Genomic DNA, 21,110 nt, shown 5'->3' on the forward strand with positions numbered 1-21,110 from the left:
CGACACCTCCGATGGGCATGTCTTCTCGCTCTTGATGGAGAAAGTCATGCGGAAAACGATCGAGCGCATCGCCGGCGACAGCGAGGGGGTTTCTTACGAATTCCCTGTGTTTCGTTTTGCTGGAGCCGACAAGGCAGCACCCTCGGCCTATCTGCAAGCAGCCCTTCATGCCGGCGAACTGCCGGGCGTGGTTGCCATCGATGCGCTGATGCCGATGCTGGCCAAGGCCGAGGCTGAAGGCCGCATCAAGGGCGACATCACCCTCATACCCCAGGCCAATCCGGTCGGCCGCGCCCAGTATCATTTCGGCGAGCACCAGGGTCGCTTTCACCTAGGCACTCGCAACAACTTCAACCGCGACTTTCCATTGCTGGCGGCGCCCGACACCAAATTGCTGCCGGACACGACGCTCGGCACGGCCGACCAGCGGCTGAAGACGCGCCTGCTCCAGCTCTCGATCGGCCACGACATCGTGCTCGACCTGCATTGCGACGACGAGGGCCTCGCCTATCTCTACGTCCATACCAGCCTGTGGCCTGATATGGCGGATTGCGCTGCGGCCATGGGCGTCGATGCGGTGATATTGTGGGACGAGGATAGCGACGGCACTTTCGAAGGCGCCTCGATCATGCCCTACCAGAACGTCCCCGCCGATGTGGCGCGCTTCGACCGGCGCGTCGCCACCACGGTCGAATATCGCGGCATCCTCGATGTCGATGGTGCTCTGGCCGCCTCCGATGCCGAGGGGCTCTATCGGCTGCTGGTGGCGCGCGGCGTGATCGCCGATACGGCCCTGCCCTCGCCCGGTCCTTTCACCGGTACTGTCGCGCCGCTCGAAAACATCGACATGATGCCGTCACCCCGGGCTGGCGCGATCCTCTACGACGTGAAGCCTGGCGACCGTGTCGCCAAGGGCGCGCGGCTTGCGACCATCATCCATGGGCCGGGCGAAGCCGATGGCCGCACGGAAGTGTTCGCGCCGCAAGCCGGAATCATCCTGACCCGTCGCTCCCGGCGCATCATCCGCGCCGGCGAGGACCTGCTGAAGCTGGTCGGCGACGAAAAGAGCGCCGACGCCCGATCGGGAACACTGGAGGATTGAGGAAGGCGGCCTAGTCAGAAATAGCCTGGCGCGCCTTGGCCTCGAGCCATTCGGTCATCTGCCGGTAGGGCACGGGGCCGTGGCTGATGCGGGCAACGCCGAGCTCCGCCAGCCGCTGGCGCGGCGGCACATGCGCCAGCGCGATGATGTTGACCGGCAACGCAATTGCCTTGCAGAGCGCCTCGATAAGCCCTTCGTCGCCAAGACCCGGCGCAAAGAAGCCGCTCGCTCCGGCCTTTTCATAGGCATGCGCCCGTTCGATCGCCTGGTCGAGCAGCGCCCTGTCATGCGTATCCGGCTTCGCCTTGAGGAATATGTCGGTTCGGGCGTTGAGGAATGCCGGAATACCCGAGGCCTTGACGGCTGCTGCCGCAGCTTCGATCCGCTTCATCTGAACGGCGATATCGTGCAGGCCACTGCCTCCGACAATCTGGTCCTCGAAGTTGAAGCCAATGGCACCGGCCTGCAGGGCAAGCGTCACCGTACCGGCGACGGTTTCCGGAGCAACGCCATAGCCACCCTCGAGGTCCATGGTCACCGGCAGGTCGACAGCCCCGACGATGCGCCTGATGTTGTCGAGCGCCAGCTCCAGCGGGATTTTCTCGCCATCGGCGAATCCGAAGGCGGCCGCCACCGGCCAGCTTCCCGTGGCGATGGCCTTTGCTCCCGCTTTCTCGACGATCTTGGCTGAGCCCGGATCCCAGGCATTGTAGAGAACAATCGGGTTTCCCTTGACATGAAGGGAATGGAAGGTCCGCGCGCGCTCGATCTGCTGGGTCATTGGTGTTTTTTCCATCTTCGTGCTGATGAATGCTCAAGGTAGTCGGGACCACAGGCTCTGGCGATGTGCCATGAGTCGCAGAAGCGGCGGCCACGGAACAGGCTTTTCAAACCTGTTGCGCATCCTGTCTTTCGCGGCTATGGATTTCGCCATGAACATGCGTTCGATCAAGACCGTTTGGTGGTGGGCTCGCTGACAGCGGCCTGTTCGAACGCGTTCGCGTGAAAATAGAGGGTGGCCGCAACGGAATGTCCGGGCGGCCATTTGTTTTTCTAGGCATTCCCGGGTCCGTTGCCCCAATACGCTGATGGAGACGGCAATGACGACGAAAATTCTCGAAAACGGAGCGGAGCGCTTCGTCACCGCTGGTGGCGTGATGATTACCCGCGAGCGCCACGACCGGCCCTATGAGGGCGCGATCGACGCCTATGTCGACGGGCTGAATTCCCGCCGCGGCGCGGTGTTTTCCTCGAATTACGAATATCCCGGCCGTTACACGCGCTGGGATACCGCCATCATCGACCCGCCGCTGGTGATCTCCGCGCGTGGCCGCGCGATGTGCATCGAGGCGCTGAACGGCCGTGGCGAAGTGCTGTTGCCGGTCATCGGCAAGGCGCTTGCCAACCTTGCCGAGGTGACGATCGCCGAGACGTCGAAGAAACTTATCTGCCTCGATGTCGCCAAGCCCGGCCGTGTCTTCACGGAAGAGGAACGAAGCCGCGTTCCCTCCGTCTTCACTGTGCTGCGCGCCATCACCGCTTTGTTCAAGACGGAGGAAGACGCCAATCTCGGTCTCTACGGCGCCTTCGGCTACGATCTCGCCTTCCAGTTCGATCCGGTGGATTACAAGCTCGAGCGCAAGCCAAGCCAGCGCGACCTCGTGCTGTTCCTGCCCGACGAGATTTTGGTTGTCGACCACTACTCGACCAAGGCCTGGACCGATCGCTACGACTATTCCGGCGAGGGGTTTTCGACGGAAGGCCTGCCGCGCGATGAGATCGTCGAGCCATTCCAGACCGCCGACCGCATCCCGCCGCGTGGCGACCACGAGCCCGGCGAATATGCCGATCTGGTGCGCAAGGCGATGGAGAGCTTCAAGCGGGGTGACCTGTTCGAAGTGGTGCCCGGCCAGATGTTCTACGAGCGCTGCGAGACGCCGCCCTCCGACATTTCGCGCAAGCTGAAGTCGATCAACCCCTCGCCCTATTCCTTTTTCATCAATCTCGGCGAAGGCGAATATTTGATTGGCGCCTCGCCCGAAATGTTCGTGCGCGTCAACGGCCGCCGCGTCGAGACCTGCCCCATCTCAGGCACGATCAAGCGTGGCGACGACGCCATTTCCGACTCGGAGCAGATCCTAAAACTGCTCAATTCGAAGAAGGACGAATCCGAGCTGACCATGTGCTCGGACGTCGACCGCAACGACAAGTCTAGGGTCTGCGAGCCGGGCTCGGTGCGCGTCATCGGCCGCCGCCAGATCGAGATGTATTCGCGCCTGATCCACACCGTCGATCACATCGAGGGGCGGCTGCGCGAAGGCATGGACGCCTTCGATGCCTTCCTGTCGCACGCCTGGGCGGTCACCGTCACCGGCGCGCCGAAACTATGGGCCATGCGCTTCATCGAGCAGAACGAGAAGAGCCCGCGCGCCTGGTATGGCGGAGCGATCGGCATGGTCAATTTCAACGGTGACATGAACACCGGCCTGACGCTTCGCACCATCCGCATCAAGGACGGCATCGCCGAGGTGCGCGCCGGCGCCACCCTGCTCTTCGACAGCATCCCCGAGGAAGAAGAAGCCGAAACCGAATTGAAGGCATCCGCCATGCTCTCCGCCATCCGCGACGCCAAATCAGGCAATGCCGCCAGCATCGAACGCAGCACCGCGCGTGTCGGCGACGGCGTCAACATCCTTTTGGTCGACCACGAGGACTCCTTTGTCCACACGCTGGCCAATTATTTCCGCCAAACCGGCGCCAATGTCTCGACCGTGCGTACGCCGGTGCCGGACGAGGTCTTCGACCGGCTGAAGCCCAATCTGGTCGTGCTGTCGCCCGGACCCGGCACGCCGAAAGACTTCGACTGCGCCGCCACCATCAAACGGGCGCGCGCGCGTGAGTTGCCGATCTTCGGCGTCTGCCTCGGCCTGCAGGCTCTGGCCGAGGCCTATGGCGGCGAGCTGCGGCAACTGCATGTGCCGATGCACGGCAAGCCGTCGCGCATCCGCGTGTCGAAGCCGGGCATCATCTTCTCCGGCCTGCCCAAGGAGGTGACGGTCGGCCGCTATCACTCGATCTTCGCCGACCCGGTGCGCCTGCCCGACGGCTTCATCGTCACGGCCGAGACCGAGGACGGCGTCATCATGGCGTTCGAGCATCGCAAGGAGCCGATCGCCGCGGTGCAGTTCCACCCGGAGTCGATCATGACGCTCGGCCACAATGCCGGCATGCGCATCATCGAGAACATCGTCGCGCACCTGCCGCGCAAGGCTCGGGAAAAGGCCGCCTAGAGCCGGATGATTTCAGGTCGAATCAACCTGAAATCTGAATCCGGCTCTAAATTCAAAGAGGTAGAGCATGATGTCGCCCGAAAACCGTTTCACACTTTTCGGCATCATGCTCTAGGGTTACGGATGAACGCGGCTCCCCCAGCGATCACAGCAGACGCAAAAGCCGCCGCCAGGCGCAAGGTCGCCAGCCTTGCCTTCTGGTCGATTGTCGTCGCCTGCGTCGTACTCGCCCTGAAGCTGGCGGCCTGGTATGTCACCGGTTCCGTCGCGCTCTATTCGGACGCGCTGGAATCGATCGTCAACGTCATTGCCTCGGCCGCCGCCTACTGGGCAATCCGAGTCAGCTACAAGCCGGCCGACCAGGATCATCCCTTCGGCCATCACAAGGCCGAGTATTTTTCGGCCGTTCTGGAAGGCGTGCTGATCGTGCTGGCGGCGCTGCTGATCCTGAACGAGGTCTGGTGGTCCTGGCGCCATCCCGCCCCGCTCGAGCAACCCTGGACCGGCCTGGCCATCAACGGCGTCGCCACGATTATCAACGCCTTCTGGGCGTGGACACTGATCCGTGCCGGTCGCGCCGAGAAATCGCCGGCGCTGGTCGCCGACGGCAAGCACATCATGACCGACGTTGTCACCTCGGTCGGCGTCTTCGCCGGCCTGGTCGGCGCCGTGCTGACCGGCTGGCAGATTCTCGACCCGGCGCTTGCCGTCATTGTCGCGCTCAACATCCTGTGGCAAGGCTGGCACGTCATCGGCTCGTCGATGAACGGGCTGATGGACCGCGCCGTCGATACGCAGGAGCACATGCACATCCGCGACATCATCTCGGCCAATTGCAAGGGCGCGCTGGAAGTGCATGATTTGAAGACGCGCATTGCCGGCCGCGCCACCTTCATCGAGTTCCACCTGGTCGTCGATGCCGACATGTCGGTGGGCGCCAGCCATGTGATTTGCGACCGTATCGAGGACGCGCTGAGGGCGGAAATCCCTTCGGTTCGCGTCACCATCCATGTCGAGCCGGACGACGAGGCTAAGCTGCCCAAGGGCACGACAGCCGTGCCTTTCGCGTAGACTGCAGGCTCTCCGGACCGCTCAAGGCGCGCAGGCGGATTGCGGCATCGGCTGCAGTCGATAAACCTTGTCGTCGGACATGGTCTTGCCGTCGACCGCCTTCGAGCAGAGATCGACGATCGGCAGGCTGTTGTTGGGATTGGCCAGCATCATCGTGCCGTTGGCGCCACGGCGCAGATAGATCTCCTTGGCCGCGATATCGCAGGAAAAGTTGCTCATCTTCGCGCTGGCTGTACAGCGCCACTGGTCCGCTTCGCCCTCGCAACTGTAAATCTGCGTCACCTCAGCCGACTTCTGGCGCGTGGTAACGGACACGGCAATATCGGCACCGCTTGGCCAGTTGGCCGGATCGCCATCCTTGGCGAAGGAGGCGAGTTCGACCGGCCCTCTGAAAACCCGGATGGTGCGGGTCAACTGATCGGGATGCGAGCCGAGATGCTTGTCGTCGTAGTCGCGCCCGTAGCAGAAGGGCTGGTCCGGCTTCAGCCGCTCGCGCAGCGGCGGCCCCAGCGCCGGGTCTACGGGATCGATGCGCGCGAACTCGGCCCTGCAAATCTCCGCCGGCATGCGGTCGAGCCGGAAGCCGTCGTCCTCGGTGCCAAGCGCCTGCCTGGCGTATTCCTTTGCGCCCAGCTCCTCCTCGGCGCCGACATCGAGATAGAGGTCGCGCCCGACGTCGGAGACGATCAGCCGGCCTTTTTCGTCAAGCTTCAGCGTGGCCATGGTGCGGTCGCATTCCATGCCGCAGCGGATCTCGCCCGATTGCGGATCGTCCTTGCCGCACCAGCCGCCGACCCATTCGGGCTTGTTGGCGCCGCGCACCGTCGTCGCCATGAAGCCGGTGTAGTCGGACGGACCGCTGCTCGGCTCCTCGTTTGGATGGCTGACCGGGTCATGACCATGGTAGAAGAAAATCCGTCCCACCTTCTGGTTCGGATGTGCCTTGAGATGCGCCGCATCATAGACCCGCCCGAAACAGGCATCCTTGCCGTCCGGGCTGAGTTCGGTGAGCTTGAGCACATCCTCGGCGAAGGCCGTGCCCGCCAGTGTCGCGAGCAGGGCAGCACCAAGTCCGGCGCCCGCCAGTGTCTTCGACGTCATGTGACCCCTCCTTGCCCGACAGGACGTGGCTTCAATTTATGCTAGGATCGAAGCCGAAGCCACGCAATTTGCGAGGCCGGCAACAGGAGGAAGTCATGCGCCGCCGCGACATGTTCCGCGTGGGTCTGGCCGGAACCGCTGGCCTTTTCGGGCTGCGCCAGGTTAAGGCTGCGGCCATGGCAGAGCAAAGGCCAAAGGTCGCCTACCACCTCAGCGATCTCGATAAGGTCGGTTTCGTGCTCGGCAATATCAAGAACCACTATGACGGCACCGGCGGCAACGTCGATATCGCGCTGGTCGTGCATGGACCAGCACTCGCCGCTTTCAAATCGAAGAGCGCATCCGCCGCGATTTCCAGCCGTTTTTCGGGTTTGGTTCGCGACGGACTTTCCCCGCATGCCTGCGCCAACACCATGCAAGGCATGGATATCGCGCTCTCCGACCTGCTCGACGGCTTCCACGCCGCCGAAACCGGCGGCGTCGTCAAGCTCGCGGAACTGCAGCGCCAGGGCTACGCCTATCTCAGGCCTTGATCCGAAGGGCTTGAACACAGAGGCGGCAAGGGCCTACGAAGGACGGGCAGAAATCCGGAGGATAGACGTGCCAGGCACCACGACCGCCCCAATCATTCCCGGCCTGGCCATCCCCGATCTCGCCGGCAAGGCGGTGCTGGTCACCGGTGCGTCGACTGGCATCGGGGCAGCACTTGCGCTGGCCTATGCCGCGCAGAAATGTCTTGTGGCGCTCCATTACAATTCGAGCCAGGAGGCGGCCGAAAAGCTTGGCCGGACGATCCAGGATGGCGGCGGGAAGGTGTTCCCCGTCCAGGGCGATTTCTCGATCCCCGCCGATGTCGAGCGCGTGGTTGAGGACAGCGCGCAACATTTCGGCCGGCTCGACGGGCTGGTCAACAATGCCGGTGGCATGCTCGGCCGCGTGCCCTATGCCGAGCTGACCGAGGCGCATTACGACGCGGTGATGGACCTCAACGCACGTTCCGTGCTCACCGCCTCGCGCAAGGCGATCCCATGGCTGAAGCGCCAGGGCGGCTTCATCGTCAACACCTCGTCGATCGCCGCGCGCAACGGCGCCGGCGGCGGCGCCGGCCTCTACGGCTCGTCCAAGGCCTTTGTCTCCAATGTGACGCGCGGCATGGCCAAGGAACTCATCGGTTTCGGCATCCGCGTGAATGCGGTGGCGCCCGGCACCATCGCCACGGCCTTCCATGAACGCTATTCGACCGACGAGCAGATGAAGGGCATGGTCGCCACCATCCCTCAAGGCCGCGCCGGCACGCCGCAGGACTGCGTCGGCGCCTATCTGTTCCTGTCGTCCGATCTGTTGAGCGGCTACATCACCGGCCAGGTGATCGAGGTGAATGGCGGCCAGTTGATGCCTTGATGTGCGATCTGCATACTCCTGTCGCGAAATCTGAATGGAGACGAAGGCGATGTACGGACTGATCGGTAAGATGCGGGCGGCGCGCGGTCAACGCGACGCGGTCATGGACGTGCTGCGCGCCAGCACCGGCGCCCTGCCCGGCTGCCTGAGCTACATCATCGCCACCGACCCGGCCGACGCCGACGCCATTTGGGTGACCGAAGTGTGGACCGATCAGGCGAGCCACAAGGCATCCCTGCAACTGCCGGAAGTCCAGGCAGCGATTGCCAAAGCACGCCCCTTCATCGCCGGCTTCGAATTCCAGATCGAAACCCACCCCGTCGGCGGTTTCGGCCTGACCGACGGCAAGACCGGCTGACGCTCGGGAGCGGGCAGGAATTCAGCATTTTTGTGAAAAATGCTCACTTGCCAGTGGCCCGGTTTTTCAGCCGTGTGCACGGCTATGCGCGCATTACGAACATTGCAAACAACCGAGGCTACGGCACTTGCACTATGCTGCCGCTGCCTCTCACCTGCGAACGTCGCATGGTCGGATGCCCGTACAGCTCGACATCGCCGCTACCGGAAATCGAGACATCCGCATCCGCCTGTGCGGTAATTTGCGCGTCGCCGCTGCCGCGGATCTCAATCTGTGCGGATTGGGCGATCAGGTTCTTCAACCGCCCTGAGCCGGAACCGGAGATTTCCAGACCGACGGTCTGGGCGATGCCGGTGGCGGCGACACTACCGCTTCCCCGGATGCTCAGCCGCAGTTCAGGCTGATTGATCTGCGACAGAGCGAGATCTCCGCTGCCGAGCACTTTCCAGTCGGTTATCGCCGGCCCCGACAGGCTGACATCGAGCCGGGACGCAAACCAGCCCGGCTCACAATCGAGACTGAGCCTGCCGCCTTCCAGCCGCACATGGTCCAGCAGAGCTGAATCACCGCTCACGACAGCCTCGGCTTTGTCCCCCGGCTGATAGTGGACCGAAGCCGGCAGATCGATCGTCAGACTGTCGCTGGCGATGAAGGGCAGAGTAACCTGCCGGCTGGTGGATGTGGCCGATCCGCAGGTGGACTGGCCCGCAATCCACCACCCTCCGGCATTGGCCCAACCTGGCCCGGAAAGCCCGACGCCCAGCGTCAGAAAGACGACCGCGCCGATCAGTCCCGTCGTTGCGATGAATGCCAGTTTTCCAGTCATTGTCCGTTTCCTTCAACGTGATGACAAATTGCTCGAGCTTGGCAACGCTCAAACCCGGTCATGGTCCGGTTGAGCCAGGCGGGAATGCAGCCGGGCATAACGCCCGAGCACGCGTATCCCGGCGCTCAGCGCCAGCAGCAGCAAGGCGCCGCCACCGAGGAAGAAGCTCACCAGCCCAGCGCCGATGAACAGATGGCCTAAAGTCACCGTGATTGTGCCGCCGATGTCGAAGAACAGCGTGGTGAGAATGATCTTGATGCCGAGTGCGCCGATGGCGACAAGCGCGATGCCAAGGGCCAGCGCAAGGACGATCGCGGTGATCAGCAACGGCAGCAGGAAGACAATGTCGACGAAAGCAAGGCCGGCGAGCGCCAGCATCGCAGCCAACATGTTCGACACACTCCAATGGGCCTCGAAACGACGCAAGCCTGCCTCGGCCCGCAACTCGCGAGCAAGCCGGGCCGGGTCGCCCAATGCAGCCGCGACCTCCGCTTCGCTACGGCCCGACGCGTCGGATTCGGCGAAATGGGCTGTGTAGTCGCCAACGATGTCCTCGATCTCCTGAGGCGGCAGACCGGCGAGCCCCAGTCTCAGCGTGCGCAAGAAAGCATCCCTGGTCATGGCAAATCCTCAAGAAGTTTATCGACTGCACCCGCGAAGGAGCGCCAGTCGCGGCGATGGGCTTCGAAGGCCTGCTGGCCGAGTGGCGTGAGCCGGTAATATTTGCGCGGCGGCCCGCTGCTCGATTCGACGATGCGAGTGGCGACCAGACCGTCGTTCTGCATCCGCCGCATCAGCGGATAGATTGTGCCTTCTCCCATACTCACCGCGGCGACCAGCGTGCTGGCGATTTCATAGCCATAGCTCTCACCTCGCGACAGCACGGCCAGGACGCACAGGTCGAGGGCGCCTTTTCGTAACTGGACTTGGATTGAGTCGGTCATGGCAGGTCTCGAATTCGAGATCTGTATATAGCACGCTACCTGTTTATGCAAGGTAGCAACTTCGACTGCCGCTCTCACGTAATCTTGGTGCGGTAACTGCTTGCGCAAATCCTAAAACTTCGACGAAATGAGCCTTAGGATTTTTCTCGGCCAACGGGGTTCGCATTTTTCCGCTATGGGTCTAAGAGCCGGATATGGATTCCTCGCGAGACCAGCCGCCGACCGTTGAGCGCATGGCGCGAACACACAAGGGCTGGCAGTGGCTGGTCCTCCTGGTGCTCTCGATCCTCTTCGCCGGCGCGCTGGAGCTCGCCGCCTTGCCGGCGGCGCTGCTGATCGGACCGATGCTGGCGGCGATCCTCGCCGGCACCAATGGCGCCACGGTGCGCGTCCCGCGCCTGCTGTTCGGTTCCGCCCAGGCGATCGTCGGCTGCCTTGTCGCCAGTTCGATTTCCGCCGACATCTTTGCGGTCTTCTACCAGGAATGGCCGCTCTTCCTCGGCGTTGTGATGGCGACCGTCGCGGCCTCCAGTCTGCTCGGCTGGCTGATCAGCCGCTGGCGCATCCTGCCCGGCACCACCGCCGTCTGGGGCTCGTCGCCGGGTGCCGCCACCGCCATGGTGCTGATGGCCGGCGCCTTCGGCGCCGACCAGCGCCTCGTCGCCTTCATGCAATATCTGCGCGTCATCTTCGTCTCGATGACGGCAGCCCTTATCGCACGCATGTGGGTCGACACATCGGGTATCGAGATTCCGCCCATCGTCTGGTTTCCACCCATCGATCCGCAAGCCTTCGCCGCCACCATCTGCATCGCCCTCGTCGGCGGCCTGATGGGAAAGCTGTTCAGGCTGCCGTCGCCCTTCTTTCTTGGCACCTTCATCTTCGGCGCGGTGATTCACCTCGGTCTGGGCGTACCGATGCAATTGCCAAACTGGCTGCTGGCCGTCAGCTACGCGATGGTCGGATGGTCGATCGGACTGAACTTCACGCGCCCGATCCTGCGTCACGCGACGCGGGCGCTGCCGCAGATCGTCGGCTCCATCATCGCGCTGATCGCCTTTTGCGGCGGTCTCGGCTTCATGATCAGCCATCTGCTTGGCGTCGATCCGCTGACCGCCTATCTGGCGACCAGCCCCGGCGGCATGGACAGTGTCGCCATCATCGCCGCCGCCGCGCAGAACGTCGACATCTCCTTCGTCATGGCGCTGCAGTCGGCCCGCTTCCTGGTCGTGCTGCTGGTCGGCCCAAGCGTGGCGCGCCTGGTGGCGAGAAGCCTGAAGGAATGACGCGCTCGCGCAGAAATGTTCCACTGCACCGTTGCGGTGCGGACCGTCAGGCGATCACCAGGCTGGAGATGCGATCGCCCTCCAGCGTGAAGGTCATGTCGCCCTCGCCGTTGAAGCCACTGCCCTTCACGGCAATGCGGACCTGATAGGTGGCGTCGACCGGTGCGATGCGGACGATGCTGAGATGGGATTGCACACCGATATTGTCCGACTGGTTCCAGCGCGCGATCTCTGCGCGGCCCTTGAAGGTGCGGCCCCAGTCGCTCAGCAAGGCATCGGCCGTGAACGTGTCGAGAAACGCCGCGGTGTCACCTTCATTGGTCGCCTCGATGAAGCGTCGGATAGGATCGGGCGTGGTCATTGGGCTGTACCCTAAGGTGTGTCGAGATTCAGGTCAGGCCGAGTCGAAAACGATGGTTTCCGAGAACCGGAGCGGAGCGTACTTGAAGTACGTGAGCACCGGAAGCGCAGGAAACCATCGTTTGCAGGCCGGCATCACCTGAATATCAACACACCTTAATCCAGCCTGTGCATCAGGTCGTCATCCAGCCATCGGGCGAAGAAATAGACCAGTTGCTTGTGCCACCATGGCCAGTCATGGCTGACATCGCCTCCCCAATAATCGACCCAGGCGGGAATGGACTTTTCCCGCAGCACCTGTTCCAGCGCCCGTGTCTCGACCAGCATCCGTTCCTCCCAGGCCCCCTGCCCGCAACAGAAGATCAGTCTCAGCGCCTTCAGCCGGCCAAGCAGTTTCTGATCGACAATGCCAGGCAGATAGTCGAGTGGCGAGTTGAAGAAGATGTTGCCGTCGAGCGCCTCTCCGAAGAAGTCGCGGGTCGAATAGACACCCGACAGCGCGATGACACCGCTGCTCAGTTCCGGAAAGCGGAAGACGAAGTTCGAGGCATGGTAGCCACCCATCGAACAGCCTGAAAACAACGGCTTCAGCGCGCGCCCGCCATTGGCCTCGGTCGCCGTGGAGAGAAGTTCCGGCAGCGCCTCTTCGCGCACATAGCGGAAATAGGCCTCGTGGCGGGCGATACGCTGGGCGGGATCGGCGTGCTTGTCGAAAAAGGTCTCCGAATCGATGCTGTCGAGCGTGAAGAGCTGGACGCGGCCGGTGTCGATGAATTCGGCAAGGGCGCCAACCGCGCCGGAATCCTCGAACTGGTAGAATCGTCCTTGCGAGGTCGGGAACACCACCACCGGCCGGCCGGCATGGCCGTAGCGCTTGTACTCCATGTCACGGCCGAGGTTGCGGGCAAAACCCTTGTGATAGGAGACCTCCATCGCCTCACGCCTTTTCCGCATGGATGTAGTCGACCGCCTGGCGCAGCGCTTTGGCATCCTTCGACCGCATCTGATACGCGTAATGTCCCATGGCGCGGCTGAAAACCTCTTCGATGGCCTGATAGTGGACGATCTTGTCGCCATGGGCGGCTAGCACGTCGGCATGGCTGTGCAAATAGTCGAGGTGCCGCTTGCGGCTGGCATAGGCGGTGAAATACTTGCCCTTGTAGGGTCCGCCGGCGGCATCCCTGACCACCATATCGGCCCAGGCCGCATAGACGTCGATGTCGAACGTGTAGTTGATGGCGTCGGTCATCCAGGCGCCGGGCGGACGCATGTTGACCTCCAGCGCGATGATGCGGTCGTCCCTGGTCTCGAACAGCTCGATGTGGAAAAAGCGTTCGCGCACGTCGAACGCTTTCAGGATCTTGCGGCCTGCCTCCTCGACCGCCGGGCTGATCTCGGGAAAGCAGGTGTAGCTCATATGGCGGTCGCGGTTGACCACCTCCATGACGCTCTGGTCGTAGCGGTGGCTGGCCGCCAGCACCACCTCACCGTCGCGGTTGACCAGCCCGTCGAAGGTCACCACCAGCCCCTCGATGAACTGCTCCATGACGAAGCTGACATCTTCCGGCTTGTCCTTGAAAAACTGGTCGAGTTCCCTCGTATTGGAAATCTTGAAGGTGTTCGAGGCGCCGGAGCCCGAATCCGGCTTCACCACCACGGGGTAGCCGACGCGGCGGATAAAGGTCATGGCGCCGGCCCGATCCGAGCATTTGCGCTGCGGGATGGTTTCGACGCCGCTCTTGCGGAAGAAGGCGCGCATGCGGCTCTTGCGCTTCAAATTCTTCACGAAATCGAGTTTGGTGCCAAAGATGTTGAAGTCGGTACGGATGTTGGCTTCCAGCTCCAGCCAATGCTCGTTGAGCGACTCGAAGCGGTCGATACGGCCCCATTTGTGGATGAAATGGCCCATTGCCCGGAACACCGGCTCGTAGTCCTCCATGTCGGCGACACGGTAATATTCCGACAGCGCCGTCTTCAGTTTTCCGTTCAGCGCTTCATAGGGCGCATCGCCGATGCCGAGCACGGTGGCGCCGGCCTTCTTCAGCCGGTCGCAGAAGTCGGCGCCATTGGCGGGAAAATGCGGCGAGAAGAACACGAAATTCACGGACGACCTCCCCCGGCATTGTCGCCAAGTCGACAGCCTAGTCTGGCGCATTTGCACCGTGTGGGGAAGAGCGCGCGCAGCACTGCCATGCGGCCCACTTGCCTCCCACAGCCCGCTCCTGTATGAAAACCGCCATGAATACGCGCGCCACATCAGTTGCTTCTCGTCAGACCGGCTTTGCCGGCGAGACCGTGCGCGCGCTTGCTTCGACCCTGCTGCTTCTCGGCCTTATCGGCGATCGCCGGGTTCGCTGAAGGAGCGCCCGGCGGTCGAACCGCCGCTCACGCGCACGCTCCTTGGCAAGTCACATCAAGCGAACGAAACTTTGGTAAAGGCGCCGCTCGCCACCAATCCGCCTGAGGGCGGATCCGCGAGCCGCCGGGAGAAACGACGATGAACGCACGAGAAGACATCCGCGATGGCGGGGAGCCCATGGCAGAGGCAGCACGGGGCATGCCGGACGCCGCTCGCAAATATCAGCCCTATCCGACCGTCGGCCTCACAGATCGCACCTGGCCTTCCAAGGTTATCGACAAGGCGCCGATCTGGTGCTCGGTCGACCTGCGCGACGGCAATCAGGCGCTGATCGATCCGATGGGCCACGAGCGCAAGGCGCGCATGTTCGCTCTGCTGCTCGACATGGGCTTCAAGGAGATCGAGATCGGTTTCCCCTCGGCCTCGCAGACCGATTTTGACTTCGCCCGCTGGTGCATCGAGGAAGGCAATGTGCCCCCCGATGTCTCGCTGCAGGTGCTGGTGCAGTGCCGTCCGGAACTGATCACCCGCACCTTCGAGGCGCTGAAGGGCGCCACCAACCCGATCGTGCATTTCTACAATTCGACCAGCGAGTTGCAGCGCCGCGTCGTCTTCGAGAAGGACGTTGCCGGCATCAAGCGGATCGCCACCGACGCGGCCAAGATGATCACCGACATGGCGGCCAAGGCCGGCGGCGGCTACCGGTTCGAATACTCGCCGGAGAGCTTTACCGGCACCGAACTCGACGTGGCGCTGGAAATCTGCAACGCCGTCACCGAGATCGTGAAGCCGACGGCGGACAACAAGCTGATCATCAACCTGCCGTCCACGGTCGAGATGTCGACGCCCAACATCTATGCCGACCGCATCGAATGGATGTGCCGTAACCTGGACAACCGCGAAAACCTGCTCATTTCACTGCATCCGCACAATGATCGCGGCACCGGCATCGCCACCACCGAGCTCGGCCTGATGGCGGGTGCTGATCGTGTCGAAGGCACGCTGTTCGGCAATGGCGAGCGCACGGGCAATGTCGACATCGTCACGCTGGCGCTCAACATGTACACGCAAGGCGTCGATCCCGAGCTCGATTGCTCCGATATCAACCGGATGAAGGACGTCTACGAATATTCGAACCAGTTGAAGATCCCGGAGCGCCATCCCTATGTCGGCGAGCTCGTCTACACGGCCTTTTCCGGTTCGCACCAGGATGCCATCAACAAGGGCATGAAGGCGCTGCGCAAGGCCAACACGCCGCACTGGGAAGTGCCTTATCTGCCGATCGATCCCGCCGATGTCGGCCGCAATTACGAGGCGATTATCCGCATCAATTCGCAGTCCGGCAAGGGCGGCATCGCCTATGTTCTGCAGGCGGACTATGGCCTCCATTTGCCGCGCAATCTGCAGATCGAGTTCAGCCAGGCGATCCAGGCGATCACCGACGCCGAAGGCAAGGAGGTGCCGGCCAAGCGCATTCACGAACGTTTTCTCGACACCTATGTCGACCAGCCCGGCGCGCGGCTGAAATTCCTCGACCACCAGACCTATCCGGATACCGAAACCAAGGGTCGGCGCGTGGTGGAGGCGATCATCCTCGACAGGGGCAAGGAAGTGACGATATCCGGCACCGGCACCGGCCCGATCGACGGGTTCGTCGATGCGCTGTCGCGCCATATCGGCGTCGAGATGTCGGTGCTCGACTATTCGGAGCATTCCATGCAGCGCGGCTCCAACGCCTCGGCCATCTCCTATGTCGAGATGGAACATCCCGGCGGCAAGCTGTTCGGCGCCGGCATCAACACCAACATCGTCGCCGCTTCGTTGGAAGCCGTGGTTTCCGCCGCCAACCGCATCATCGGCCGCAAGGCCGGCTGAAACCCCCGGCACAAGAGCAAGATGAACCCGGACGGAATCATCTTGCTCCGATCCTTGGTACCATTAACCACCGGGGGATTATCCGGTGGGGTACGCGATCGCATAATGGATGCATGCTTGTGTGGCAGTGTAGGCGCTATATGATCGAGCACATAACCTGTGCCGACTTCGAAAGGATCGACACTTGCAGCATGCCACGCCTGCCGCCCCCGCAGTGCGCGAGACGTTGGAGCGATTGCTAGCCAGCGAGACGTTCGGGCGCTCCGAGCGCGCGCGTAAACTGCTTCGCTACCTGGTCGAGCGCGAGCAGGCAGGCGAAGCCGACAAGCTCAAGGGCTTTTCCATCGCGATGGACGTTTTCGGCAAGGACGGCGATTTCGATTCGTCGACCGATGCGGTGGTGCGGGTCCAGGCGGGCAGGCTGCGCGAGCTTCTGCAGCACTATTTCGCCAATGAGGGCATTGCCGAACCGATCCGCATCGCCATCCCGCGTGGCGGCTATGTCCCATCCTATGAACTCAACGCGATCCGCCTGCCGGTCGAGCCCGAGCCGGCGGAACATATCGGGACGGTCGCTACCTCTTCGGAACCGCTCGAAGGCGCCGGCATGGGCGCGCCTGCTGCATCATTGATGTCCTCTTTTGTCCCCGAGCCGGGATCCTCTCTGCGGCGCCACCTCCAGTTCTTCTGGGCGGCGATCGCGCTGGTCATTGTCATGCTGGGCGTGTTGATCCTTCGTCAGGGCAGCGGCGCATTGCTGGCCGGAGGCGATACCGCATCGACGGTCGAGAGTGCAGTGGCGACCGGCAGCATCGCGCCATTGCCACCGATCGAAGCCCTTCCGCTCGTCTACATCGCCGTGAAAGCCAACAGCGCCGAGGCGACGCGCGTCGCCTCGGCGCTGCGTGCCGGCCTCAGCGGCTTCGATACGGTCAACTTCATCGGTCGCGACGCCGACAGTCCACCCGATCCGGTCGCGGACGCAACCAGTTTCATATTCGATGTCTTGCCGGGACCGACGACGGGCGTTGTCACTCTCGAGTTGCAAAGCGTGGCGACCGGACGGGTCCTGCTGTCACGCAACCTCGCCGCCGCCGACAGCACGTCCTCAACCGTCGAGGATAGTATCGCCGGCATTTTGAGCTCGGCCGTACCCGCCTCGGGCACGATCTATAACTATATCGAACAGAGCGGCATTCAGAACGGTCTGACGGAATGTCTGCTGCTCAACGACAAATACTATCTCGACCAGAACGCCAGGACCCACGAGGCTGCCTATCGCTGCCTCGAAAACCTGGCCAATCTGGATGCGAAGTCGTCGCTCGTCTATTCCGAACTCGCCTCCTTGCACCTTGAGGCGGTCACCGACCACTACGCCTATCCATCCGGCGCAACAATTGAACAGGCGATGTTGTTTGCCCATCGCGCCGCACAGATGGGGCCGACCAGCCCCTATGCGCACCGCGCCTATGGCTACCTCTACGCGCGCCTCGGCAATTCGGACGAATCGATCCGCTGGATGCGCAAGGCCCACGAGCTCAACCCTTATGACCTCAGCATGGCGGCCGCCTATGGCTACGGGCTGATCTTCGCCGGCAAGTACAGCCAGGGCACGCCAATTCTTGCGCACGCCGTCGAAATCTCCAGCGCTCACCCGACCTGGTGGGACTACGGGCTTTTCGTCGGTGCGTTCATGCTGGGCGACATGAACAGGGCCACGATCGCCAGCGATGCGCTGCGCACGACGGCGACGAAATCGCACTATCTGGCCGCGCGGCTGATTGGTTCGAAGGCCGCCGGCCGCGATCAACTGGCGCTGAAGCTCGCGGATGAACTGACCGCCAAGTTCCCGAAATTCGCTGCCGATCCGCGCGCGACATTCATCGACAGACGGTATCCCGCCGATCTGACCGACCGGCTGGTCGAGGCCCTGCATGCCGCCGGGATCGGCAGCGGTAGCTAACTATTTCCAGGCTGTCGCCTGATCGCGAAAATTTTACTGGCTTTGGATCTGGACAAAGAGCAATCCAGCCACAATTTCAGCTCTGCTGTCCCGCCCGCCTTGCGATAACATCACAAATTTTCATGATTTCATCCCTTTACGCTGTCGAACGGGGCATCGGCCCGAAGACGATTGTCTTCTTGCATGGCTTCGGCGGTTGCCACCATGATTGGCGCGAGGTGATTTCGACACTGGCATCTGGAGCACGCACGCTGGCCTATGATCTTCCGGGCCACGGACTGTCGCTCGATTTCCCCGAGGGCGGTTCGGCCAAGACGGCCGCTCGCGCCGTTCTCGCCGATCTCGCCGCGCGCAAAATCACGAGAGTGCATCTCGTCGGCCATTCGATGGGCGGAGCGGTAGCGGTGCTGATGGCATTGGCCGAACCCGAAAAGATAGCGTCGCTCACGCTTCTGGCCCCGGGCGGCTTTGGGACAGAGATCAACGGACCACTGTTGCGCCGCTACGCCGCTGCTGCCGACAAGGGCGAAATTAGCGCCTGCCTCGCCGCCATGTCCGGACCGCAAGGCCCGCCCTCGGAGCGTATCGTGGATGCTCATGACGACATGCGGGCGCGTCCTGGCCAGTTGCAGAAACTGGTCGAGATCGCGACTGCCATGACCAGGGATGATCGGCAAGGTGTCATTCCCTGCGAACGGCTCGAGACGCTGACCATGCCGGTGATGGTGGCTTGGGGGACCGACGATGCCGTTCTGCCCTTTACCCAGGCCGATGGCCTGCCGGCGCATTTCCACCTGCACCATGTGCTGGAGGCCGGCCATATGCTGGTCGAGGAGGCGCCCGGCCTCGTCGCGGAGATAATCCGCCACAACATGAAACGCCGCAGCAGCCCGCTTCGTTTAAAATTTACCGCGGCGGCGAACTGATCCCTTCGCTGCGAAGACCGGCGCCCTCTTGGAGGCGCCAGGCAACCTCCCGGCACTTTGATGCGCAATGCATTCCTACCCCCCCGAAGGTCGGTCCTGCGTGCATTTTGCCGGTGATTATGGTAACTCGCTGTTAACCAACCCGCGAGGCGAACGCCGATGAAGGACGCAGGCGAGAACATCACCCAGATCGATCAGTCGCGAAAACTGTCCGATGCCATTCGCGACGTGAAAAACGCCTTCGCCGACCGCGATGACGTCGTGGTCGACATGCGCGAGGCGCATCGCATGCGGCTCGACCTGCTTGCCGCCGAACTCGCACCCGTCTTCGCCGACGTGCCCGCCGACATGGACAATTTCGACTTCGCCATATCGTCCGGACTGCAGCCGCGTCTGTGGATCGATGCCGTCAGCCATGTCGCCATGGGGCGCGATCGCCGCACCTATCGTTTCCTCAGGGATACGCGCATCGGTCGTGTGGTGCTCGCCGAATCGACCGACATGAAACCCGTTGCCGATCAGGTGACGCGCTACGTCGCGGAGCGCGTCGTAGAACGCCAGAGAATGTTGGAAGGTGGCGTCGAGCAGGCTATCGCTGGCCTGAAGCGCGCTGCTGTGGCGGAAGCCGAGCCGCCGTTGCAGGCAGCCCCGCGCAGCAAGGGCTGGTCGGCTTTCCTCTCCGGCCTGGGTTTGATCGCCGCGGGCGCCCTGGTCGGGCTGGTTGTCTCGATCGTATTGTTCTGGGAACGCATCGTTGCGATGGGATGGGGCTTCAAGCCATAGCTTCGGCGTTGGCGCCAAGTTCCAGCGTCTCCAGGTCGGAAGGCGCTATGGCTGGCCCGGTCAGGCCGCGCCGTGTCAGCTTGATGCGCCAATTGCCCTTTTCGCCGTCGATATCGAGCAGATTATACTGTGCTGCCGGGCGCCTGCCGCCAGGCGACTGTCCAGCGGCAGCCACGCCGACCACGGGAATCCTGCGGCCTCGCCCGCCGATGAAGAACAGCGACGGCTCATGCGAATGGCCGTGCAGGATGAGTTCGGCCCCATGCGTATGAACGACCTTGTTGAAGCGGGCGATGCCGAACAGCCGTTTGGGTTGCGAAACCGCGCCGCGCACCGGTGGGTGGTGGATCATGATCACCCGGAACAGCCCGCGCTTGGCGGTCGCATCGAGCACACCGCGCAGCCTTTTGGCCTGACCTTCCAGAAAAAAGCCGTTGGCCATGAACGGAGCCGTGGCGCGCGCCGTCGTGACACCGATCAGCGCGATGTCGCCACGCACGCGCAGATAGGGAAAGGCGTTGCGGTCGACCGGCGTATTGACGCCGTCGCCGGTCATCCACGCCGCCCATGACCGGCAGGCCTTGTCGAAGGCGCCCGGCACATAGGCGTCGTGGTTGCCGGGTACGACCGACACATCATCCGGCGAACCCAGCGTCTCCAGCCAATGCTTGGCCATCTCAATCTCGCCGTCGAGCGCCAGATTGACCAGATCGCCGGTGACGGTGATGTGATCCGCCCCGCTGGCTTTCATGTCGGTGACGATCGTGTCGATGACGGCATCGTGCATGTGGCGGCGGCGGTTGCGCTGCCAGTTGACGTAGCCGACCACGCGCTTGGAGGCGAGATCGCGATAGGTTACATCGGGGAGCGGTCCCAGATGGATATCGGAAATATGCGCGAGCCTGAACATCCTTCCTTCATAAGCGACGCGCGTCCCGCTTTCCACCCACGGTTTCGTGGCTGATGACGCGGTCCGATCCGCAACAGGCCTTTCGCCAAACCGGCTGGCCGGGTCTCAGGACAAGGCTGTTTCACCTGTATTTCGTGCTGCGGCGGCCAATGACGCTCGGCGTGCGCGGCCTGGTCCACGACCGTGCCTCCAACTCCGTCTTTCTCATTCGCCACACCTATGTCCCGGGCTGGCAGCTTCCGGGCGGCGGCGTCGAACACGGCGAGACGCTGGTTGAAGCGCTTGTGCGCGAACTCGCCGAGGAGGGCAACATTGCGCTCAGCGCGCCGCCGCTGCTGAAGTCGATGCATTTCAACCACCGGGCCAGCCGCCGCGATCACGTCGGCCTGTACCTGATCGAGGCGTTCAGCCAGACCACGCCGAAGCTGCCGGACCATGAAATCGCCGAAGCCGGCTTCTTCCCGCTCGACCGCTTGCCGGAAGGAACCACGCCGGCCACGTTGCGGCGCATCGCCGAGATTTTTGGCGGCAACCAGCCCTCGCCCTACTGGTAGG

At 62.9% G+C, this 21,110-nt stretch carries 21 protein-coding genes; 12 read left to right on the plus strand and 9 right to left on the minus strand.

The genetic code is table 11. The features are described 5' to 3' along the window. Nucleotides 1–46 precede the first annotated feature (46 nt). Nucleotides 47–1,102, plus strand: a complete 1,056-nt coding sequence (locus OHD62_RS10605; protein ID WP_263782587.1) for a succinylglutamate desuccinylase/aspartoacylase family protein — start codon at nucleotides 47–49, stop codon at nucleotides 1,100–1,102. A 10-nt stretch (nucleotides 1,103–1,112) separates the two neighbouring features. On the opposite strand, the gene OHD62_RS10610 is transcribed toward OHD62_RS10605, so the two are convergent. After that, nucleotides 1,113–1,883 (minus strand): isocitrate lyase/PEP mutase family protein, encoded by a 771-nt coding sequence (locus OHD62_RS10610; RefSeq protein WP_263782588.1) that lies wholly within the window; start codon nucleotides 1,881–1,883, stop codon nucleotides 1,113–1,115. Between the two features lie 319 nt (nucleotides 1,884–2,202). Here OHD62_RS10610 and OHD62_RS10615 point away from each other — a divergent pair, with 319 nt between their 5' ends. Both OHD62_RS10615 and OHD62_RS10620 read left to right on the plus strand, forming a co-directional pair. Further along, on the plus strand, nucleotides 2,203–4,392 hold the full coding sequence (locus OHD62_RS10615) for an anthranilate synthase (protein WP_263782589.1): 2,190 nt from the start codon (nucleotides 2,203–2,205) through the stop codon (nucleotides 4,390–4,392). Between the two features lie 123 nt (nucleotides 4,393–4,515). Then, a complete protein-coding gene (locus OHD62_RS10620) occupies nucleotides 4,516–5,463 on the plus strand; it encodes a cation diffusion facilitator family transporter (RefSeq protein ID WP_263782590.1) in 948 nt (315 codons plus the stop codon). A 21-nt stretch (nucleotides 5,464–5,484) separates the two neighbouring features. Here OHD62_RS10620 and OHD62_RS10625 read toward each other — a convergent pair whose 3' ends face one another. Further along, nucleotides 5,485–6,564 (minus strand): hypothetical protein, encoded by a 1,080-nt coding sequence (locus OHD62_RS10625; protein ID WP_263782591.1) that lies wholly within the window; start codon nucleotides 6,562–6,564, stop codon nucleotides 5,485–5,487. A gap of 95 nt (nucleotides 6,565–6,659) precedes the next feature. On the opposite strand from OHD62_RS10625, the gene OHD62_RS10630 reads away from it, so the two are divergent. From OHD62_RS10630 to OHD62_RS10640, 3 genes are all read left to right on the plus strand, one after another. Further along, nucleotides 6,660–7,097: a DsrE family protein gene (locus OHD62_RS10630; RefSeq protein WP_263782592.1), complete on the plus strand. Its 438-nt coding sequence runs from the start codon at nucleotides 6,660–6,662 to the stop codon at nucleotides 7,095–7,097. A 67-nt stretch (nucleotides 7,098–7,164) separates the two neighbouring features. Continuing rightward, a complete protein-coding gene (locus tag OHD62_RS10635; RefSeq protein WP_263782593.1) occupies nucleotides 7,165–7,965 on the plus strand; it encodes an SDR family NAD(P)-dependent oxidoreductase in 801 nt (266 codons plus the stop codon). 49 nt (nucleotides 7,966–8,014) lie between these two features. Continuing rightward, nucleotides 8,015–8,323 (plus strand): putative quinol monooxygenase, encoded by a 309-nt coding sequence (locus OHD62_RS10640; protein ID WP_263782594.1) that lies wholly within the window; start codon nucleotides 8,015–8,017, stop codon nucleotides 8,321–8,323. 118 nt (nucleotides 8,324–8,441) lie between these two features. Here OHD62_RS10640 and OHD62_RS10645 read toward each other — a convergent pair whose 3' ends face one another. From OHD62_RS10645 to OHD62_RS10655, 3 genes are read right to left on the minus strand one after another with little or no spacing between them, the layout of a single operon-like run. Beyond that, nucleotides 8,442–9,149 carry a DUF2807 domain-containing protein gene (locus OHD62_RS10645; RefSeq protein WP_263782595.1) on the minus strand — a complete coding sequence of 236 codons (708 nt, stop codon included), beginning with the start codon at nucleotides 9,147–9,149 and terminating at the stop codon, nucleotides 8,442–8,444. Nucleotides 9,150–9,197: 48 nt separating this feature from the next. Further along, nucleotides 9,198–9,770, minus strand: a complete 573-nt coding sequence (locus OHD62_RS10650; RefSeq protein WP_263782596.1) for a DUF1700 domain-containing protein — start codon at nucleotides 9,768–9,770, stop codon at nucleotides 9,198–9,200. Beyond that, a complete protein-coding gene (locus tag OHD62_RS10655) occupies nucleotides 9,767–10,093 on the minus strand; it encodes a PadR family transcriptional regulator (protein WP_097572391.1) in 327 nt (108 codons plus the stop codon). Before OHD62_RS10655 ends, OHD62_RS10650 begins: the two co-directional genes overlap by 4 nt. A 194-nt stretch (nucleotides 10,094–10,287) precedes the next feature. Here OHD62_RS10655 and OHD62_RS10660 point away from each other — a divergent pair, with 194 nt between their 5' ends. After that, the gene (locus OHD62_RS10660; RefSeq protein ID WP_263782597.1) at nucleotides 10,288–11,379 is read left to right on the plus strand and encodes an AbrB family transcriptional regulator; all 1,092 of its coding nucleotides are present in this window, start codon (nucleotides 10,288–10,290) and stop codon (nucleotides 11,377–11,379) included. A gap of 46 nt (nucleotides 11,380–11,425) precedes the next feature. On the opposite strand, the gene OHD62_RS10665 is transcribed toward OHD62_RS10660, so the two are convergent. The 3 genes from OHD62_RS10665 to OHD62_RS10675 all read right to left on the minus strand — a co-directional run bounded on the left by OHD62_RS10665 (nucleotide 11,426) and on the right by OHD62_RS10675 (nucleotide 13,843). After that, nucleotides 11,426–11,740, minus strand: coding sequence for a nuclear transport factor 2 family protein (locus OHD62_RS10665; protein WP_263782598.1), 315 nt, complete (start codon nucleotides 11,738–11,740; stop codon nucleotides 11,426–11,428). A 155-nt stretch (nucleotides 11,741–11,895) separates the two neighbouring features. Next, nucleotides 11,896–12,672: an esterase family protein gene (locus OHD62_RS10670; protein WP_318528605.1), complete on the minus strand. Its 777-nt coding sequence runs from the start codon at nucleotides 12,670–12,672 to the stop codon at nucleotides 11,896–11,898. A 4-nt stretch (nucleotides 12,673–12,676) separates the two neighbouring features. After that, a complete protein-coding gene (locus tag OHD62_RS10675) occupies nucleotides 12,677–13,843 on the minus strand; it encodes an ATP-grasp domain-containing protein (protein WP_263782602.1) in 1,167 nt (388 codons plus the stop codon). A 393-nt stretch (nucleotides 13,844–14,236) separates the two neighbouring features. Here OHD62_RS10675 and leuA point away from each other — a divergent pair, with 393 nt between their 5' ends. The 4 genes from leuA (at nucleotide 14,237) to OHD62_RS10695 (ending at nucleotide 19,645) form a co-directional block, all read left to right on the plus strand. Next, on the plus strand, nucleotides 14,237–15,973 hold the full coding sequence (gene leuA, locus OHD62_RS10680; protein ID WP_412177364.1) for a 2-isopropylmalate synthase: 1,737 nt from the start codon (nucleotides 14,237–14,239) through the stop codon (nucleotides 15,971–15,973). A gap of 184 nt (nucleotides 15,974–16,157) precedes the next feature. Beyond that, nucleotides 16,158–17,936, plus strand: coding sequence for a hypothetical protein (locus OHD62_RS10685; RefSeq protein WP_263782603.1), 1,779 nt, complete (start codon nucleotides 16,158–16,160; stop codon nucleotides 17,934–17,936). A 122-nt stretch (nucleotides 17,937–18,058) separates the two neighbouring features. Beyond that, entirely contained in the window at nucleotides 18,059–18,862 is an 804-nt protein-coding gene (locus OHD62_RS10690; RefSeq protein WP_263782604.1) for an alpha/beta fold hydrolase, read from the plus strand. Between the two features lie 159 nt (nucleotides 18,863–19,021). Next, complete coding sequence (locus OHD62_RS10695; RefSeq protein WP_263782606.1) at nucleotides 19,022–19,645, plus strand: hypothetical protein; 624 nt, start codon at nucleotides 19,022–19,024, stop codon at nucleotides 19,643–19,645. Here OHD62_RS10695 and OHD62_RS10700 read toward each other — a convergent pair. Then, nucleotides 19,635–20,555: a metallophosphoesterase family protein gene (locus tag OHD62_RS10700; protein WP_263782607.1), complete on the minus strand. Its 921-nt coding sequence runs from the start codon at nucleotides 20,553–20,555 to the stop codon at nucleotides 19,635–19,637. The two genes, OHD62_RS10695 and OHD62_RS10700, sit on opposite strands and share 11 nt — an antisense overlap. Nucleotides 20,556–20,608: 53 nt before the next feature. Between OHD62_RS10700 and OHD62_RS10705 the strand changes: the two genes are divergently transcribed. Then, a complete protein-coding gene (locus OHD62_RS10705; protein ID WP_263782608.1) occupies nucleotides 20,609–21,109 on the plus strand; it encodes an NUDIX domain-containing protein in 501 nt (166 codons plus the stop codon). Nucleotide 21,110 lies beyond the last annotated feature (1 nt).

It is taken from the genome of Mesorhizobium sp. YC-39 (genome assembly GCF_025753795.1).
In the GTDB taxonomy this organism is placed as follows: Bacteria; Pseudomonadota; Alphaproteobacteria; order Rhizobiales; family Rhizobiaceae; genus Mesorhizobium.

Coding starts and splice junctions, on each gene's coding strand:
- OHD62_RS10605 (WP_263782587.1), top strand. CDS start 47: ATGCGGAAAACGATCGAGCGCATCGCCGGCGACAGCGAGGGGGTTTCT.
- OHD62_RS10610 (WP_263782588.1), bottom strand. CDS start 1,883: ATGACCCAGCAGATCGAGCGCGCGCGGACCTTCCATTCCCTTCATGTC.
- OHD62_RS10615 (WP_263782589.1), top strand. CDS start 2,203: ATGACGACGAAAATTCTCGAAAACGGAGCGGAGCGCTTCGTCACCGCT.
- OHD62_RS10620 (WP_263782590.1), top strand. CDS start 4,516: ATGAACGCGGCTCCCCCAGCGATCACAGCAGACGCAAAAGCCGCCGCC.
- OHD62_RS10625 (WP_263782591.1), bottom strand. CDS start 6,564: ATGACGTCGAAGACACTGGCGGGCGCCGGACTTGGTGCTGCCCTGCTC.
- OHD62_RS10630 (WP_263782592.1), top strand. CDS start 6,660: ATGCGCCGCCGCGACATGTTCCGCGTGGGTCTGGCCGGAACCGCTGGC.
- OHD62_RS10640 (WP_263782594.1), top strand. CDS start 8,015: ATGTACGGACTGATCGGTAAGATGCGGGCGGCGCGCGGTCAACGCGAC.
- OHD62_RS10645 (WP_263782595.1), bottom strand. CDS start 9,149: ATGACTGGAAAACTGGCATTCATCGCAACGACGGGACTGATCGGCGCG.
- OHD62_RS10650 (WP_263782596.1), bottom strand. CDS start 9,770: ATGACCAGGGATGCTTTCTTGCGCACGCTGAGACTGGGGCTCGCCGGT.
- OHD62_RS10655 (WP_097572391.1), bottom strand. CDS start 10,093: ATGACCGACTCAATCCAAGTCCAGTTACGAAAAGGCGCCCTCGACCTG.
- OHD62_RS10660 (WP_263782597.1), top strand. CDS start 10,288: ATGGATTCCTCGCGAGACCAGCCGCCGACCGTTGAGCGCATGGCGCGA.
- OHD62_RS10665 (WP_263782598.1), bottom strand. CDS start 11,740: ATGACCACGCCCGATCCTATCCGACGCTTCATCGAGGCGACCAATGAA.
- OHD62_RS10670 (WP_318528605.1), bottom strand. CDS start 12,672: ATGGAGGTCTCCTATCACAAGGGTTTTGCCCGCAACCTCGGCCGTGAC.
- leuA (WP_412177364.1), top strand. CDS start 14,237: ATGAACGCACGAGAAGACATCCGCGATGGCGGGGAGCCCATGGCAGAG.
- OHD62_RS10690 (WP_263782604.1), top strand. CDS start 18,059: ATGATTTCATCCCTTTACGCTGTCGAACGGGGCATCGGCCCGAAGACG.
- OHD62_RS10695 (WP_263782606.1), top strand. CDS start 19,022: ATGAAGGACGCAGGCGAGAACATCACCCAGATCGATCAGTCGCGAAAA.
- OHD62_RS10700 (WP_263782607.1), bottom strand. CDS start 20,555: ATGTTCAGGCTCGCGCATATTTCCGATATCCATCTGGGACCGCTCCCC.
- OHD62_RS10705 (WP_263782608.1), top strand. CDS start 20,609: ATGACGCGGTCCGATCCGCAACAGGCCTTTCGCCAAACCGGCTGGCCG.